Genomic DNA, 15,938 nt, shown 5'->3' with positions numbered 1-15,938 from the left:
AATGGAGAGGGCGATATGGATGAGACTCTGGTGATACGGGTAACACAAGGCGAGATGGAACGTTCCCTCCCTTTGCCTCTACAGGCTTGCTGGGATGATGCAGAGGGTGTCGAGGCCTCTGTAAGGCTCTCCCATGATGGAAGGCATCTTTTTGTGAGGTTCTCCATCCAGGAGCCCCAGCTGAGGCGCATGTGTACCGAACACAACCAGAAGGTCCATACCGATAGCTGTATGGAGATCTTCCTCCAGCGGGAAGGGAGTGCCGAATATGTCAATTTCGAGTTCAGTGCCACTACCAAGGCCCTTGTAGGCCGGGGGGAGGGACGTGCAAACCGGACCCTCTATCCCACCTTCACCATCGAGGAGATTCCCCTCTCATTCGAGTTGCTGGAGAACAACAATGTCCAGAGCCGCTACCGCCTCGATGTTTCTATAGACCTTGTGCTGTTTGGCCTGATGCAGGAAGGGGAGAGCCTCTCCTCCCTCAGGCTCAAGGGAAACATCTACAAATGTGGTGACGGGCTGAAGAAGCCCCACTATCTTTGCTATGGGCCCATTGGGACGGTGAAACCCGACTTCCATACCCCCGAATACTTCGTACCCTTCCGGTTTCTCTAGACACAGGAGAGCCCTTGTTCCCTTCCCATAGGAAAACGCCCACCCCCGTTGCCGAAGGTGGGCGTCTCTCTACTCTACCAGGCGATTCAGAGCAATGTTCTCTCCTTGACGATCCAGGTAGCGATGTCCTGCAACACCTGGGGGTCAATCGTTGTCTCAATGCTTTCATACTCATCAGGTGAGCCGGTGGTTGCCGGTTGGAACAGATGGTTGAGCCCTTCGTAGATCTTGCTCGTAAAACGGGTGCTCCCCCCGGAGAGCAATGCCTCTTCGATGGCTGGGACATGGAGCGTTGCCGACACCTGGGTATCCTTGGTTCCGTTGAGGATCAAGGCAGGTATGGTAAGCCCCTTCAGGTAGTCGGCAGGGTTAAGGGTAAGGAATTTCATGTACCAGGGGGAAAAGAGGGCAGCCATCTGGGGTTTTGCCTCATCGGCTGACATGCCAACCGACAGCAAGGTCTGCATGACCGATTCCTTTCGTTCTTCCAGGGGTTCCCTTTCATCCAGGACAGTATTGTAGATGGCCAGGTTTGCCTGGACAATCTGGGCAATGACAGGCTCTGGGTAGTGTTGGGCCCTGAGGATTGCTGCAGTCTGGTCCTCGAGTACTGCCAAGCCATTGACTCCGGGCCCAGCCATGAGCACCAGAAAATCCAGGTCCTTGTTCTTTTGGGCCACGATCGGTCCGATGATGCCCCCTTCGCTGTGCCCGATCAGGCCAATGCTGGCCGAATCCACGTAGGGCAGGGCTTTGAGGTACTCTACCGCCGAACTGGCATCGTCTGCAAAATCCAGGGAGGTTGCGGCACTTGCATCGCCCTGTGATTCGGCAAATCCACGGTCATCATACCGAAGGACCACGATCCCTGCACGGGTCAGTGCATCGGAGAGCACAAGAAACGGCTTATGGCCCAACAGTTCCTCATCACGGTTCTGGGAACCAGAGCCAGTGACCAGAACTACGGCTGGGAATGGGCCATCCCCTTCGGGCCTTGTAAGGGTTCCGGCAAGCTGAAAGCCTTCGGGGGCCTGAGTAAATCTGATCTCTTCCGAAAGGTACGGGTACGGTTTCTGGGGGTCCTGGGGGCGGGCATATTCTTCGATCTCCCCAAGGGCAAGGACCAGGGGAAGGCTCTGGCCCATCTGGGTAAAGGTCCCCACGATCTGGTCTGTTCCAGGGTCATGGCTCCCGCTGAAGGAAGCCTGCAGGGCATCGATACCGATGGTAAGGAGGGTACCCTCGAGCTGGACCGACGACACCTTGAAATTCCTGAGCCCTTGGCTGGGAATCTGCATCAGTGCCTCGTACAGCCCATCGGCAGAGCCTCTGATGGTAAACCCAAGAGGGAGGCTCTTGCCCGGGCCAATCTCCAGAAGCCCTTTCCAATAGCCACTAAGGTCAACGGCAACATCTTGTGCAACCGATGCAGGGGGTATGGGTTGTTCTGTCTGAACACCGGCACACCCAGAGAGCAGGGCCATCAACAGGCCAAATACTACGATCATGCGAATTTTCATCTCATCTCTCCCTGGATAGGAACGAGTCGTTCAACGACGGTTTCTGGCATCCAGGCCTTGCATAGGTCCAACACCCCTGTTCCCTTCCCTTTAAGCATACTGAGAAACCCTGTCGGGTTCAATTCTTGGACCGTCTGGTGGTGATATACCTGGTAATTTCTGGCTTGGGATGAATGGACGCGCTCTCTATTGTTTTGGCTTTGGTTCCTGTTTTTGTGGTTTCAGGTTTGGGTTCCAGGCCTCTTCCCCGAAGAAGGTCTCCTCTCCCAAGAGCTTGGCCAGGGCCAGATGGGCCAGCGTCTGACCAAAGATTGCCGTGACGGTAGGCAGGCTTCCCAGCACGTTGCGCCTTCTTCCCTGGTCGGATATCTGTTCATTGAACTCGGTTTTTTCCTCGTCCTCCGGCTTGAGGTAGGTAAAACGTACCTGCTCTGGGGAGAATACGACGTCGATGCCCCTTCCAATCCCCCGCTTACGGAGGTTGGCACGTACCTGCCGGGCAAGTGGGCAACCATAGGTATCCATCAGGTCCGCGGTCCTGATGAGCGAGGGGTTCCTGCGCAGGGCTGCTCCCATGCTGCTGGCTATCGGGATCTGCCTCCGATAGGCGGCCTCCAGCAGTGCACACTTGGGATTGAGCGAGTCGATGGCATCGACGACGAGGTCCACACCCCCTGCAAATACCTCTTCGACACTCTCGTTGTTGACAAAGAGGGAGAGGGCCTCAACGGCGCAATCAGGGTTGATGGACTTGGCACGGGCCTTGGCGACCTCAATCTTGGGCATGCCTATGGTCTCGTAGGTTGCCAGGATCTGTCGGTTGAGGTTGGTTATGCTTACGACATCGAAGTCGATCAGGCGAACCGAGCCGACTCCGCTTCTGACCAACGATTCGAGGCACATGCCCCCCACTGCCCCCAAGCCCACGACCACGACCTTCTTGGCATGCAACTGGTCAACGGCATCCTCACCAAGCAGGCGTGTTATTCGTAAGAACTGTTCTTTTTTCATCATTGTTCCTTATCAGGGTTTCCCTGTCCACGCCCATGAGGCGGCCTATCAGGCTGTATTGGCCTTCAACTACCTGGGGGTAGGGTGTCGTCGTTCTCGATCCATCATAGTCGGTCTCTATGGCAAAGGGTAGGCGGGATACCTGCTGTAGCTTCCCTGCCAACCTGGCGTGTGCTACCCCTGGACCCAGGGAGAGGATGCACCCCTTCCTGGCTGCCTCTGTCGCTGTTTCGAGGCTTGAGGTAAACCCATGCCACAGGATGGTGGGTAACCTCTTGCCAGCCTGGCCCAGGCAGGAGAGAAAAAGTCCGTCGGAGCGGACCACATGGGCAGTAACGCTCCGACCCAGGGAATAGGCCAGGTCCAGGGTGGCAAGGAGAAACCTTTTCTGCTCTTCCATGGCACCAAAGCGTTTGTCCAGCCCGACCTCCCCTACCTGCAGGTGGGGGTGGCTTTCCAGGAATTGGGCAAACTCCCCGATAGTGGGGAATTCACTGGTTGCAAGGCATCCGATGGCCCCAATGGCAGGATGGGGGAGGCTCAGCAGCCTTTCCCATTCATCCCGCCTGGAGGTGCAGTAGAGGGCATCTGGTATGTCTTGGTCACCAGGAAGGTGTCGGTGTGCATCAAACATACCCTATCCTAGAATCTTGGAAGCAGATGCGTCAAGCTACACTAGCAAGACGAGGTAGGTTACCAATACGCTACTGAGGATGGGCAGTATCATCCCGCCTTTCTTGTAGGCGATGAGGAAGGAGGCTGCGATGCCTGCAAGGCCTGCATACCATTGGGGGGAGAAGTCCAGGATAACCCCTGGGAATACCAGAGGTCCCAAGGCCGCTATGGGCAACAGACGCATGCATTTGCCTACAAAACGGGGTAGCTTGTTCAGGAACTTTGCATAGTAGGGGGTGAGCCGTACTGCAAAGGTTGCCCCAGCTGTGGCGAGGATATAGACAAAGATGGGTATCTGGCCGTTCATGGCAAGGCCTCTGTCTCAGGTTCGTCGATGATGAGTGCCCCGAATATGGAGGCACTGAGCATGGCGATGACAAAGGACCAGCCACTGCCCATATGGAGCACAAGGATGAGAGCCGTGTTCAGGATCGCAGAGAAGCCTGCGATGAGCAGTACCATCACTCCCTTCTGGCGCAGTTCCTGGGCAAACAGGGAGATGAACATTGCATAGAGGGTTACCCCAACTGCCATCTGAAGTTCTGGGGAGAGGATCATCCCTATCAGGAACCCCACGGCTGTCCCTCCGACCCACCCAAGATAGGAGATCCCTTCCAGTCCCATCATGTAGGTCCAGGAGAGTTCCTGCTTGTGCAGCACTGCGACCGAGAACACCTCGTCGGTGGTGCCGTGGGCAAGTATCAGGCGTTTTGGTCCATGGATGCCCTTCTCAAGCTTCTGGTTCAGTGCTGCTCCCATGAAGAGGTAGCGCAGGTTGATCAGTAGCACCCCGATGCATATCTCCAGGATGAGGGAGCCTGAGGCTAGTAGGTTGATGGCCAGGAACTGTCCGCTTCCGGCAAAGTTTGTCACGGAAAACAGCACGCTTTCCCAAAGTTTCAGCCCGACGTCCCTGCAGACGAGGCCAAAGGCCATGGCAGTGGGGAAGTAGCCCACACAGATGGGAAATCCCTCCTGGACACCTTTGGAGAAGGTAAGGCTTTTGCTCTGGGCGTTGGAAATCATATTTTGAGATAGTATTGCTTTGCCTCCTTTCCTGCAAGAGGCGATTATGCTACACTTTTTCCATAGGAGATGCATATGCCGATTTATCTTGCAAACACGGGTCTGGAAGTTCTCATCAAAGGGCCTTCTCTTGACGAGGAACAGCTTCTCACATGGCTAAGGGAAGCAAAGAGGATCCCTGCCCAACAGGGTGCCTATTACAGCAAGCTGTTCGACAGTGGCCTGGAGTTGGTCTTCCGCAGCGTGAAGCAGGACTCTGACCTGGAGATAGCAGGCCTTGACATGCACATGAGCGGACGCTGCCTCTGGCAGGCAAAACCCCTTGCAAAGGTCGGTATCGGTGAGCCTCTGCTTGTATCGCTTCTGATGACCAACGCCGACGAGAGCTCTGCCTTCATCATCGACCTCATCCATGCGGCTACGCTGGAGAGGATCGACGAGGACTCCTCCCTCTCGCTGCAGGTCTGTGCCTTTCCCCAATCCATGGACATCTACGATAGCCGGGCCTCCTATGAGAGTGCAGTTGAGGGGCCTGCCCGTCTTGATGACCGCAAGCTGCTGCCATTCAACTATATCATGGCCAGGGATGAGAGCCTCGAGCAGGCGAGCAGGGATAGGTATGCCGAGCATGAGAAGGTGATGGTCCTCGCCGCCCCTGTCCTGAAGGTTGAGAAACGCGAGCACGGCTTCAAGGGTACATCCTGTACTGTTGCAACGGTAGCCACCGAGATGGGACACCTCGATCTGGTGTTTTCAGAAAGCCAGCTTTCCCGTGTGTTGGAGAAAGGCCACTACGTGGTGTGCAGCTGCATCATCAGCGGTGATGTCCTCTCTGAGTAAAGAGACAAAAAGGGCCCCGGTGAAGAGGCCCTTGGTGTCTGGATTCTCCTAGAAGCGCTTTGTCCAGGCGTGGCAGTAAGGTTCGCTGCCTTTGCGGACATAGTAGTCCTGATGGTACTCCTCAGCTTCCCAGAAGCGGGTTGCTGGGCGTAGGGTTGTTGCAATCTTCAGGCCTTTGCCCTCAAGGATCGATATGAGCTTGACCGCCGTGTCAAATTCATGCCTATTCTGGTAGAAGATGGCCGAAAGGTACTGGTTGCCGATATCCGGTCCCTGTCCATTTGTCTGGGTGGGGTCGTGTATCTCAAAGAAGTACTTTGCAAGGTCCTCGTAGGAGACCACCCTTGGGTCATAGAGGATCTCAACCGCTTCAAGGTGGCCGCTCTTCTTGCTGAGCACATCCTCATAGGTTGGGTTCTCCAGCTTTCCTCCGGTATATCCGGATGTTGCGGAGAATACTCCGTTGACCTGTTCAAAGAGCCGTTCAACTCCCCAGAAACAACCACCGGCAAACACAGCACGTGCTTGGGGGGCTCCATTGCGGAATACCATGGAGATGGAGTTCACGCAGTGGCGGGTATTCTTCTCGGTCAGCTGTTCCCCAAGGAATACGTGTCCAAGATGGCCTTTGCAGGTTGCACAGACGATCTCTGTCCTGGAACCATCTGCATCGGGGTGTCTTTCCACAGCAAAGGGAATCTCGTCATCGAATGATGGCCATCCACAATCTGAAGCGAACTTGTCTTCTGAGGTGTACAGGGGGGAACCGCACTGCCTGCAGTAATAGGTTCCTTCCTCGGTGTTGTCGGTGTATTCCCCGGTAAAGGCCCACTCGGTACCTTTGTTGATGATGACATCCCTCTCTTTTGCATTAAGTTGGTTCAATAGGGACTGGTCTATAGGTTTGAACTGGAACCGTGCATTCTCTTCTTGTGGAATTACCATAGTTACCTCTGGTTCTTGTGGATTTTTCGAAGCGGAGCGCATTGCCGGCAGGGCAAAGGCTAGGAGGACGAGTAAAGCTACTATGATAAGAACTATTCTTGTTAGGTTCATTGTATCTCCTTTTAATGAATCCTATCATGAATACTCTACCCAATACTACTACCAGAACCTGAATAGGATTGCAGATGCCTGTTTCTTGTACTCTTGGTAGTGTTTGTATTTATTTGCTGTGATGCTTTCCGTAAAGATCGTTGAGCCTATGAAAAGCAGGGTGAGTAAAATCGGCCCCACCAGGCTCCAGTTCACCCATGACCCAGTTGCCGTCGAGGCAAACAGATAGATGCTCCACCAGACTCCCAGTTCCCCGAAATAGTTGGGGTGGCGGCTTTTGGAAAAGAGACCGCTGCTACGGAATCCTTGTGCATATTGTTCTGCCCATTCGGATCTTTTGGGGAGCAGGCCATGCTTTGACTGCTGAAACAGATACTGTTGCTGGTCAGCAGCAGTCTCAATGCCGAGAAAGAGAAAAAATAGCAGGATGGCAAGCCAGGACCAGATGGTCAAAGCAGCATCCTTCCCCTGCAATGCCAGTAGGTACAACGGGCTGGTAAAGGCAACAAAGAGAACCTGCTGGTAGAGGGCGATGAACAGCAGGTTGAACAGTTGCCACAGAAAAGGATTGCCAATGCGTTTTTTGAGGATTGGCCAGCGGTAATCCTCTCCACTGGTATAGCCCCCCCTTCGTGCAAAGTTGAAGGTGAGCCTTGCACCCCAGAGGGTAACGAGGATGGCAGACAGGAGTAGGGGGAGGCTAACGGCTCCATGCATGGCATATATCCAGGCAAAGGCTATCGGCAAGGTGCTCCACAGGCGGTCAGTCCAGGAGTAGTCGTCGGTGGTGAGGCCGAAGGTAAAGCTCAGAAGTGCTGAGAGGCCCATGATGGAGAGAACGCTCCAAAATGGGTCGCTCGTCTGTATTGGGTTGAACCAGAGCACCAGGGCGATGAACAGTACTATGAGGGTAAAGAAGAGTGGGACCGGTTGGTTTTTTGCTTTCATGGATGACACTATAGCAAAGAGTGTAGATCTCTTCAATAAACATACTCAGGGAGATGTATCGGGGAAAGTAGAGCCAGAGAAGGGTGTGGATCTACCCGTCCATCACGGCCCCTTGCTATAGAACTATCAATAGTCTGATCGGTGCGAAGGACTCTAGGGTTGCAAAGCAGCTTCTATCGCCTTGAGGATGACGATGCTGCTATAGGTTGCCCCACTGATCGCGTCAAGTTGCAGGCTTTGCTTTGCAACTACCAGGGGAAGTATTGCCTCTGCAGCCTTTCCCTGTCCGTTGCGATGCTTCAGTAGTCTGATGTCGGCTATCCTGTGGTCCTGGACCTGCACTTCGAGCTCTACGGCGATGGGAAAGCATGAGTAGGCTCCGCCGTAGGATCCATCGGAGAGGGTCGCTAGCTGGATATCCTGGAGCCTTGTTGTCCTCAGGTTTTCCAGGTTTGTTTCTGTTGCCTGCATAAAGAGCCTACCTGAAACGGTCAGGACGAGCAGGATGGCTATGATTGCCACAAGGATGAACGTGCGTCTTCTCATGGATTCTCCCTCTCTATGGAATAGAGTATATCACCCATTTGCCTCAAAATAGGCTTTTATTGGCACTGAGGTGGATAGGCGATGATAAGGCCAATAGGTTGTTTTTTCTATTGAGATTCATTATTGTTATTACAACACACATACCTAGGCACAGGCCTACAACATGGAGACTCTATGAACCTTTATCTTGAGATTTTGCTCATTGCCTTTGGTATCAACACGGTGTTTTTCTTCTACGCCTTTATCCGCAAGACCGATGTGGTGACAGACCTCTCCTACAGTCTGAGCTTTTTCATCGCTGGGCTCTATCTCTATGCCGTACATGCCCAGAAAGCCATTCTGCAAACCTTGTTGCTGGTCCTTGTGGTCCTTTGGGCCCTGCGCTTGGGCACCTATCTGCTGGGTCGTATTCTTGCCACCAAGGTCGACCATCGCTTTGATGACAAGCGCAACTCGTTTGTACGCTTTGGAATCTTCTGGCTGCTGCAGGCAACTGCGGTATGGGTCATCCTGTTGCCGGTAACCTTTGCGATGGGGCAGAAAGACCTGGTCATCAACTATTCCTTCCTCATCGTAGGGTTTGTCCTCTCCATTTTCGGCCTTGTCTATGAGACGATAGCTGACCATCAGAAGAACTCGTTCAAGAAGAAAAATCCCAAAAAGCTCATTACCACAGGTCTTTGGGCCACCAGCCGCCATCCGAACTACTTTGGGGAGATCCTGGTATGGTGGGGGACGTTTATAATGGTTGTCCCTTACCTGAGTGGCCTCTCCTTCCTTGTCCTCCTGGGCCCTCTGTTCATCACGTTGCTGTTGCTGTTTGTCAGCGGGGTGAACCTTCTGGAGAAATCCTGGAAGGAGAAGTATGGCAAAGAGGCCTACTACCAGGAGTATGTTCGCCAGACTTCGATCTTCATTCCCTGGAAAAAGAAGAAATAATGGGGAACCTGCAAATTACATCATTGTTCTGCCTGTTTGGCTATGCTCTTGGTGGCATCCCTACCTCCTATCTCATCGCTTTGCATAGGCATGTTGACCTGCGCCAGAGAGGAAGCAGGAACCTTGGGGCTACCAATGCAAGCAGGACCCTCGGGTTCGGGTTTGGTGCCCTTGTAGGGGTACTGGACATCGCCAAAGGGGTCATGCCACCACTTTTGGCCAGCAGTGTCTTTTCGTTGCCTTCCATCTCTCTCCTCTGTATTGGCATGGCAACCATCCTTGGCCACATCTATACGCCCTACCTCTCTACCCATAGGGGAGGCAAGGGGGTTGCGACCGGTGCTGGTGTCATTGCTGTGCTTTTTCCCTCTGCAATACTGTTTGGACTTGCTGTGTTCTTCTCTGTTGCAATCCTCAGCCGTTACATATCTCTTGCTTCCCTGTCGACCTATCTGGCCCTCATCCCATTCTATCTGGTCCAAGCCCAGCCGATTGAGGTTGCCAAGTTGGCCTTTCTTGGTATACTGGGTTTGTTGATCGTGTTTACCCATAGAGAAAATATCAAACGCCTTTTCCATCACACAGAACCTACCTTTAGCTTTTCGTCTGCCAAGGAGCATGTATGACCATAACAGGGAAAGACCTCTACGGTTCGTTGACTTTTGGGTACTACCGACTTCGGGAAAATATGCAGGTGATCAACAACATCAACGTGTTCCCCGTTGCTGATGGGGATACAGGGGCAAACATTACCCATACCCTCAAGTCAATCCTCTCAAATACCGACGGCTCGGGAACGGTTGCTGATATTTCCAATACTATTGCAAAGTCTGCCCTTATCGGGGCCAGAGGGAACTCTGGCATGATCATCGCACAGTTCTTCCAAGGCTTCTCCCTTATCGCCAGGGAGTTCGAGGAACTCACGGTCAAGGCCCTGGCCGACGCTGCCAAGGCAGCCGTTGCCGCTGCCTATAGTGCGGTCGAGACCCCTATGGAAGGCACTATTTTGACTGTCATGAAAAGCTGGGCGAACCAGCTTTCCAAATCGGAAGCTTCAACGTTGCCACTCTCCATCCAGCTACGACGTGCCCTGCGTTCAGCAAGGCAGGCTGAGAGGGAAACCACCAACCAGATGGAACTGTTGAAGCGTTTAGGTGTGGTCGATGCCGGGGCTAAGGCCTTTGTGTCAATCCTGGAAGGGGTTGACCTCTATATCCTCAACCCTGTCAGGGTCTTTGCCGAGACCGATCTGGTGACCCATGCTGGTTCTGAAAGAGTCGAGCATATTCACACCCATGAAGAGAGCCACTACCGCTATTGTACTGAGGCACTCATTCGTTTTTCCGAACCGCAGAGGGCAAGTATTCGGGCCGCTGTAACTGGCCTTGGTGATTCCCTGGTGATGGGCAGCCATGACAACCTGATGCGAATCCATCTGCACACCGATGATCCGGCCCTGATGTTTGGGCGTCTTGCCCTCCATGCACAGATCGAGGAGCAGAAGGTCGATGATATGTTCATGCAGCAGTTGGTGGCCAATTCCCGCCTTTCCGATACGGTCATTGTCACGGACTCCTCAGCGGATGTCTCCCAACAGGTGGTCGATGATTTTCGTATCTACAGGATTCCCCAGATCGTGCAGGTTGGGGATACATCCTACTTCGACCGCATCACGATATCCTCTCCGCTCCTGCTTGGCATCTTGGATGCTTCGCTTCAGAAGGTATCCTCTTCGATGCCCTCCGTCGGCGAGATACAACGCCATTTTGAGTATCTTGCCCAGCACTATGAGCATATTGTGGTACTTTCTGTAGCTTCCAAACTCAGCGGCACCTTCCGCACCTACCAGTTGGCTGCAAAAGCCCTCCAGCAAGGGGGTGCCGACATAGAGATCATCGACACCAGGCTCAACGCTTCTGCTCAAGGGCTTGTGGTGGAAGAGGCTGCCCGTTTTGTTGCAAAGGGTGCGAAAGGGGAGAGCCTACTTTCCTTCATCAGGGAGAGTGCAGAGAGGACCTCCATCATGGTATCTGTCCAGTCGCTTGAGATGATGGTCAGAGGTGGTAGGATCCCGAAGAGACTCGGATCTTTGATACTGAAATTGAACTTCAAGCCACTGGTGGGGCTAGCCAAGGATGGCAGCGGAAAGATACTGGGGGTGAGGTTCTCCCGGTCCGGCAGCGTATCTGCCTTGGTGACCAGGTTCATGAAGGTCTATAGGAGGGAGGGCATCCAAGCCTATGGGCTTTCCTATATAGGGAATTCCTCTTTAGCCTATACTGTTGCGGAGATCCTGGAAAAAAGGACAGGCATCAAAGCCCTGTTCATAGAGCAGGCCTCGCCTGTAATTGCCCTGCATGCAGGCAAGGGGGCCATCTCCCTTTCGTTCATACGGGCAAAGAGGCCAGACCAACAGTAAAATCTGGAGATTCCAGAAGCTGAACGGAGTTAGGCTTTCCCTTCCCCTCGGCTATTCCCATGGTTTGTCGGTGCTGCTTGACCGTGGAGTTGGATGAACTTGAATAATTTTCTAGGGGCAAAAAAAATCCTGCAAGGAATAATTCCTTACAGGATATCGGGCTAGGCGGATTTGAACCGCCGACCCCTTGTCCCCCAGACAAGTACGCTAAACCCCTGCGCTATAGCCCGAAACATGTCATACAGGGGGTAAAATAAAGCATTACGTAAGTTAAGTCAATACGGTCCGGAAACATTCCTTGGTATTGCCTGGTACCAGAACCTTTTTTCCAGTCAGCCGCCCTCCTTCCTTTGGATAAGGCAACAAGCTACAAAAGGCTAACATTTCTTTGCTACGAGCTATTTGTCTCTGATTTTCTAGGTTTTACCATCCCACGGAATGGCTTTTCAGCTTTCCTCGCGAATCAATGCATGGTATCCTAAGGTGGTTTTTGGGATAATCGTATGTACGATCAATCTCTTGTCGGAACACATCTGGGGAACTGCTTCACTATGCATGGCAAAAGGTACAAGGGGATATGGTCAAGATTGCGATTTGTGATGATGACGAACAAGACCTGAAAAGGGCAGCTGCCCATTGCTTGGCCTTTGCTGCCAACCACGTAGGGCATGAACTTCGCATCAGTACATTTCAGGATGCCAAATCACTGCTCTCCCATATTGATGAACAAGATGGTTTTGACATCTTGTTGATGGATATCTATATGCCTACCATCACCGGTATTGACCTGGCAACCTTTCTGCGAAAACGGAATGACGAGTGCGAGATCATTTTTCTGACTTCTTCCGAAAATCATGCCATCGAAGCCTTTAGCCTGAATGCAACCCATTATCTATTGAAACCCTATACCCAGGAGCACTTTGAAAGTGCCATGGAAAAGGCTTTGGCACAGCTTGAAAGACGGAAGTCTGCACTGTTTACGCTGAAATCCTCTCTGGGAATACACAAGATCTTGTTTGCCGATTTCCTCTATGCCGAAACAGACATGCATATGCAGAACATACACCTGGTAGATGGAACTGTCCTGAGCATACGCATGACATCGAATGCCTTACATGAAATGCTCTCCCATGACAGAAGATTCTATAAATGTGGAAGCACCTATATCATCAACCTTGAGAAAATCAGGGAAGTAACAGTTCGAACGGTTGTCTTGGATACGAAAGAGCATCTCCATCTGCAACGCAGGCAGTACAAGACGCTCATTGAACGATATACCCAATACTCTCTGAAAGGCGAATGAGCATGAATTTTGCTGCTTTCTTCATACCTCTGATAACCCTCATCACCGCACAAGCGATTGTTTTTGATCTCGCACAGTTTCGTTTTTCCAAGAAAAAGCTCTATGCCATTGTGATTGTGGAGTCGGTGATCCAGCTGGCCCTTAGCACAGCTGTGCTTCTCCTTGCAGGACTGGAGATGTATGCGAAGTGGTATGTCCTGATCACCGTATTGCCAGCCTATGCCACATTTTTCTATATATCAAAAAACCGGGATGGCCGTGACATCTTCACCATTGTAACGACCATACTCATTAGCTTTATCCTCTCCATTCCGGCTATGTGGTTTTACCGCTACCATGGTAACAGCTACCTTTCCTACAACCTTGTACGGATTGCCCTATTTGGTGTCATTTTCGCTTTGATCCATTTCTTTTTTCGTAAGCCATATCTCATTGCACAAGAAGAAATCGATAAGGGATGGGGAATCTTCAGCATCCTTCCTTTCCTCGGTTCTTGCCTCTTATACTATGAGTTTTTGCGGTATGGCGAAGGTGGCAGCTTTACTGAGGTCCTCTATGTTACCACCGCTATTGTCATCGTCATGGCCAGCGTCTATACCGTAAATTTCTATATGGTCCTTCAGCTGAATGACAAGTATCTGGTCCTTGAAGAAAAACGTATTCTAACCATGCAGAACAAGGCACAAATGGACCAACACCTGCAATTCAAGGATGATTCCGAAAAAACAAACCGACGTTGGCATGACCTTCGTCACAGCATGCAGTATCTGACAGAACTTCTTGAGGAAGGTAACACGGGTATGGCCATTGAGTACCTGAAAGAGCAGATGAAAACATCCACCGTCGTAATGGAACACTACTGCCAACATCCTGCTGTCAACAGCATCCTCAGCCTGTGGGCCGAACGGTCGAGAAATGAGAACATCTCCATGCAGGTGCTGGCAAACATCCCAAAGGAATTGGACATAGAGCCTGTGGAGTTGTCCGCCCTATTTGCCAATGCCATTGAAAATGCCTACTGCTCTTGCTTGGCTCTCCCGGACTCAGTACAAAAATTCATCAAGGTAGAAGCACTCTATAACGGCAAGCGCCTGGCAATAGGAATAACCAATTCCTGCAGCGATAGGGTTTCCTTTGAAGGGGACATGCCCGTTTCTGCCAAGGAGGGTGGGGGGATCGGGACGCGGAGCATGGTCTATACGGTAAAGCGTTTTCATGGTGCCTATACCTTTACTGCAGATTCCGGAATATTCAGTTCCCGGTTTGTGTTGAATGTCTAGCGTATGGAACCGAAATGCTTGGGACAAGGGTTGCCAGACTGGCAATCGTAGAGAGGTCCATGCAACAGCCTCCTGCATCAATACCCCAAAAAATCGTCACCCAACGCACGGCAGGCTGATATGCAAATTGTCAGTGTCATGGTAGTATTGCGATAATTTATTACTTAATAGCTCTGGTCGGTTGTGCAAAAATATTGTACCTTAGGACAAAGCATGTAGGAGTTCGTATGGCGCAGATGACAAAACTAGCACTTGCAGAGTCCTTGAAGCAGCTCATGGCTGAACGCACATTGGACAAGATAACGGTAAAAGAGGTGGTTGCCAGATGTGGGGTAAACCGACAGACATTCTACTACCACTTTAGGGACATTTATCATTTGTTGGACTGGATGTTCGTAAATGAGGGACAGGAGTTTTTACAGAAATATCCCGATATCCACACCTCCGATGATGGGCAGACTGCGATCAGGTCGCTTTGCATCTACCTTCAGGATAATCGTGAGGTCATGTTGAACATCTACAATAGCCTTGGTCGGGAGCTGCTCGACAAATACCTCTGCAGGGAGATTGCCTCCTTGCTTGGCAGAACCTTGAAGGTTCGTGCCCAACGGTTCGGGGTCCCTGATGCAGACCTGGAGTTTTTGATTGATTTCTATAAGCATGCCTTTGTGGGGTCGGCCCTTGACTGGTTCCAGCAAGGGATGCCAGGAAAAACCGAGGAAATTACGGCCAGATATGCACCAATTCTCAAAGGAACGTTTGATTTGGCACTAAAAAGACTTGCTATTAGTCATTAATTTGGTTTTTTGTTCTGGTATAATTATTCAATACTTGAAGAATTGACCTTGATAGCGTACACTATCGCAAAACAGATTGGTAAAAAGTGAGTGTTCCATGAACCAAATGAAAAAAAATGCTAAGCGAACTGCAATACTCGGACTGATGTTACTCTTTGTATCGTTGTCAGGAGTCTATGCCTATCAGTTCTCTCCTTTGGAACAGGTTTTTCAACCTACTGGGGCTGAGAGCACCAAGACCTATACCATTGTTAACGATAGCAATGACTCAATTGCCATCAGCATATCTGCCCTTGTCCGAGACCAGGACAGCCTTGGTGTTGAGGTAAATACCCCGGCAGATGCGTATTTCTCCATTGTTCCAAACAAGCTGGTAGTCCCTCCCCAGAGCAGCTGGGTGGTTCGTGTCCAATATCGTGGACCTAAGACGGTAACCAACGAACTTTCATTCCGACTGAAGGCAGAGCAGATTCCGTACTCCCAGGGGAAGAGCAGCACCGACAAGGGTATGTTCAACTTCCTCTACATCTATACCACAAGTCTCTATGTCCAGCCTTCCAAGGTTGTTGAAAATGTTGCAGTCAGGTCCATAGCACCTTCAACCGCTGATGATGGCTCGGCTACCATGGCTGTGACGGTTGTGAACATGGGTACGGTCCACCAACTTCTGGTTTCCAGCATTCTTGAGATCAAGGACAGCAAGGGGAATTCCGTCGTGTTGCAGGGTGCCGACGCATTGCCTTCACTCGATGGCATGAACCTCCTGGCAAAGAAGACTGTGACAAAGCAGATACCATGGCCAGAAGGGCTTTCCAGAGCGGCAGGGGTGACCTATCAAGCCACCATTAAATACAGCAAATAGTGGGGCAACATTCCCACAACTATGTAGCAGGTTTGTTACCATATGAAACGTAAAGGGTTAGCACATGCGGTAATCTTAGGCGGGTTACTAGCTTTGGT

At 51.6% G+C, this 15,938-nt stretch carries 17 protein-coding genes and 1 tRNA gene; 9 read left to right on the top strand and 9 right to left on the bottom strand.

Going from position 1 to position 15,938, the window contains the following annotated elements:
* Positions 1-15 precede the first annotated feature (15 nt).
* On the top strand, positions 16-618 hold the full coding sequence (locus ROJ03_RS05810) for a carbohydrate-binding family 9-like protein (protein ID WP_313726063.1): 603 nt from the start codon (positions 16-18) through the stop codon (positions 616-618).
* A gap of 86 nt (positions 619-704) precedes the next feature.
* On the opposite strand, the gene ROJ03_RS05805 is transcribed toward ROJ03_RS05810, so the two are convergent.
* The 5 genes from ROJ03_RS05805 to ROJ03_RS05785 all read right to left on the bottom strand — a co-directional run bounded on the left by ROJ03_RS05805 (position 705) and on the right by ROJ03_RS05785 (position 4,850).
* Positions 705-2,138 carry an alpha/beta fold hydrolase gene (locus ROJ03_RS05805; RefSeq protein ID WP_313726062.1) on the bottom strand — a complete coding sequence of 478 codons (1,434 nt, stop codon included), beginning with the start codon at positions 2,136-2,138 and terminating at the stop codon, positions 705-707.
* Between the two features lie 186 nt (positions 2,139-2,324).
* Positions 2,325-3,149: a tRNA threonylcarbamoyladenosine dehydratase gene (locus ROJ03_RS05800; RefSeq protein ID WP_313726061.1), complete on the bottom strand. Its 825-nt coding sequence runs from the start codon at positions 3,147-3,149 to the stop codon at positions 2,325-2,327.
* Positions 3,106-3,783 carry a TatD family hydrolase gene (locus tag ROJ03_RS05795; RefSeq protein ID WP_313726060.1) on the bottom strand — a complete coding sequence of 226 codons (678 nt, stop codon included), beginning with the start codon at positions 3,781-3,783 and terminating at the stop codon, positions 3,106-3,108. The genes ROJ03_RS05800 and ROJ03_RS05795 overlap by 44 nt, the downstream gene beginning before the upstream one ends.
* Positions 3,784-3,819: 36 nt before the next feature.
* The gene (locus tag ROJ03_RS05790) at positions 3,820-4,131 is read right to left on the bottom strand and encodes an AzlD domain-containing protein (protein WP_313726059.1); all 312 of its coding nucleotides are present in this window, start codon (positions 4,129-4,131) and stop codon (positions 3,820-3,822) included.
* Complete coding sequence (locus ROJ03_RS05785) at positions 4,128-4,850, bottom strand: AzlC family ABC transporter permease (protein WP_313726058.1); 723 nt, start codon at positions 4,848-4,850, stop codon at positions 4,128-4,130. Before ROJ03_RS05785 ends, ROJ03_RS05790 begins: the two co-directional genes overlap by 4 nt.
* A gap of 75 nt (positions 4,851-4,925) precedes the next feature.
* Here ROJ03_RS05785 and ROJ03_RS05780 point away from each other — a divergent pair, with 75 nt between their 5' ends.
* On the top strand, positions 4,926-5,690 hold the full coding sequence (locus tag ROJ03_RS05780; RefSeq protein ID WP_313726057.1) for a hypothetical protein: 765 nt from the start codon (positions 4,926-4,928) through the stop codon (positions 5,688-5,690).
* Between the two features lie 48 nt (positions 5,691-5,738).
* On the opposite strand, the gene ROJ03_RS05775 is transcribed toward ROJ03_RS05780, so the two are convergent.
* The 3 genes from ROJ03_RS05775 to ROJ03_RS05765 all read right to left on the bottom strand — a co-directional run bounded on the left by ROJ03_RS05775 (position 5,739) and on the right by ROJ03_RS05765 (position 8,240).
* Positions 5,739-6,635, bottom strand: a complete 897-nt coding sequence (locus ROJ03_RS05775) for a bifunctional methionine sulfoxide reductase B/A protein (RefSeq protein ID WP_313726056.1) — start codon at positions 6,633-6,635, stop codon at positions 5,739-5,741.
* 159 nt (positions 6,636-6,794) lie between these two features.
* Positions 6,795-7,694, bottom strand: coding sequence for a DUF1295 domain-containing protein (locus tag ROJ03_RS05770; RefSeq protein WP_313726055.1), 900 nt, complete (start codon positions 7,692-7,694; stop codon positions 6,795-6,797).
* 153 nt (positions 7,695-7,847) lie between these two features.
* Positions 7,848-8,240 carry an FMN-binding protein gene (locus ROJ03_RS05765; protein WP_313726054.1) on the bottom strand — a complete coding sequence of 131 codons (393 nt, stop codon included), beginning with the start codon at positions 8,238-8,240 and terminating at the stop codon, positions 7,848-7,850.
* Positions 8,241-8,414: 174 nt separating this feature from the next.
* On the opposite strand from ROJ03_RS05765, the gene ROJ03_RS05760 reads away from it, so the two are divergent.
* Genes ROJ03_RS05760 through ROJ03_RS05750 form a run of 3 tightly spaced genes read left to right on the top strand, consistent with a single transcriptional unit; the run spans position 8,415 to position 11,598 of the window.
* Entirely contained in the window at positions 8,415-9,179 is a 765-nt protein-coding gene (locus ROJ03_RS05760) for a DUF1295 domain-containing protein (RefSeq protein ID WP_313726053.1), read from the top strand.
* Positions 9,179-9,805 (top strand): glycerol-3-phosphate 1-O-acyltransferase PlsY, encoded by a 627-nt coding sequence (plsY, locus tag ROJ03_RS05755; RefSeq protein WP_313726052.1) that lies wholly within the window; start codon positions 9,179-9,181, stop codon positions 9,803-9,805. Before ROJ03_RS05760 ends, plsY begins: the two co-directional genes overlap by 1 nt.
* The gene (locus ROJ03_RS05750) at positions 9,802-11,598 is read left to right on the top strand and encodes a DegV family protein (RefSeq protein ID WP_313726051.1); all 1,797 of its coding nucleotides are present in this window, start codon (positions 9,802-9,804) and stop codon (positions 11,596-11,598) included. The genes plsY and ROJ03_RS05750 overlap by 4 nt, the downstream gene beginning before the upstream one ends.
* A gap of 156 nt (positions 11,599-11,754) precedes the next feature.
* Here ROJ03_RS05750 and ROJ03_RS05745 read toward each other — a convergent pair.
* A tRNA-Pro gene (locus ROJ03_RS05745) sits at positions 11,755-11,828 on the bottom strand.
* A 347-nt stretch (positions 11,829-12,175) separates the two neighbouring features.
* Between ROJ03_RS05745 and ROJ03_RS05740 the strand changes: the two genes are divergently transcribed.
* The 4 genes from ROJ03_RS05740 (at position 12,176) to ROJ03_RS05725 (ending at position 15,840) form a co-directional block, all read left to right on the top strand.
* The gene (locus tag ROJ03_RS05740) at positions 12,176-12,901 is read left to right on the top strand and encodes a LytTR family DNA-binding domain-containing protein (protein WP_313726050.1); all 726 of its coding nucleotides are present in this window, start codon (positions 12,176-12,178) and stop codon (positions 12,899-12,901) included.
* Positions 12,902-12,903: 2 nt separating this feature from the next.
* Entirely contained in the window at positions 12,904-14,181 is a 1,278-nt protein-coding gene (locus ROJ03_RS05735) for a GHKL domain-containing protein (RefSeq protein WP_313726049.1), read from the top strand.
* Between the two features lie 236 nt (positions 14,182-14,417).
* The gene (locus tag ROJ03_RS05730; RefSeq protein WP_313726048.1) at positions 14,418-14,978 is read left to right on the top strand and encodes a TetR/AcrR family transcriptional regulator C-terminal domain-containing protein; all 561 of its coding nucleotides are present in this window, start codon (positions 14,418-14,420) and stop codon (positions 14,976-14,978) included.
* A 145-nt stretch (positions 14,979-15,123) separates the two neighbouring features.
* Positions 15,124-15,840, top strand: a complete 717-nt coding sequence (locus ROJ03_RS05725) for a fimbria/pilus periplasmic chaperone (RefSeq protein ID WP_313726047.1) — start codon at positions 15,124-15,126, stop codon at positions 15,838-15,840.
* Positions 15,841-15,938 lie beyond the last annotated feature (98 nt).

It is taken from the genome of Sphaerochaeta sp. PS, assembly GCF_032144095.1.
Lineage (GTDB): Bacteria > Spirochaetota > Spirochaetia > Sphaerochaetales > Sphaerochaetaceae > Sphaerochaeta.
This window is presented reverse-complemented; position numbering and strand designations above follow the sequence as displayed.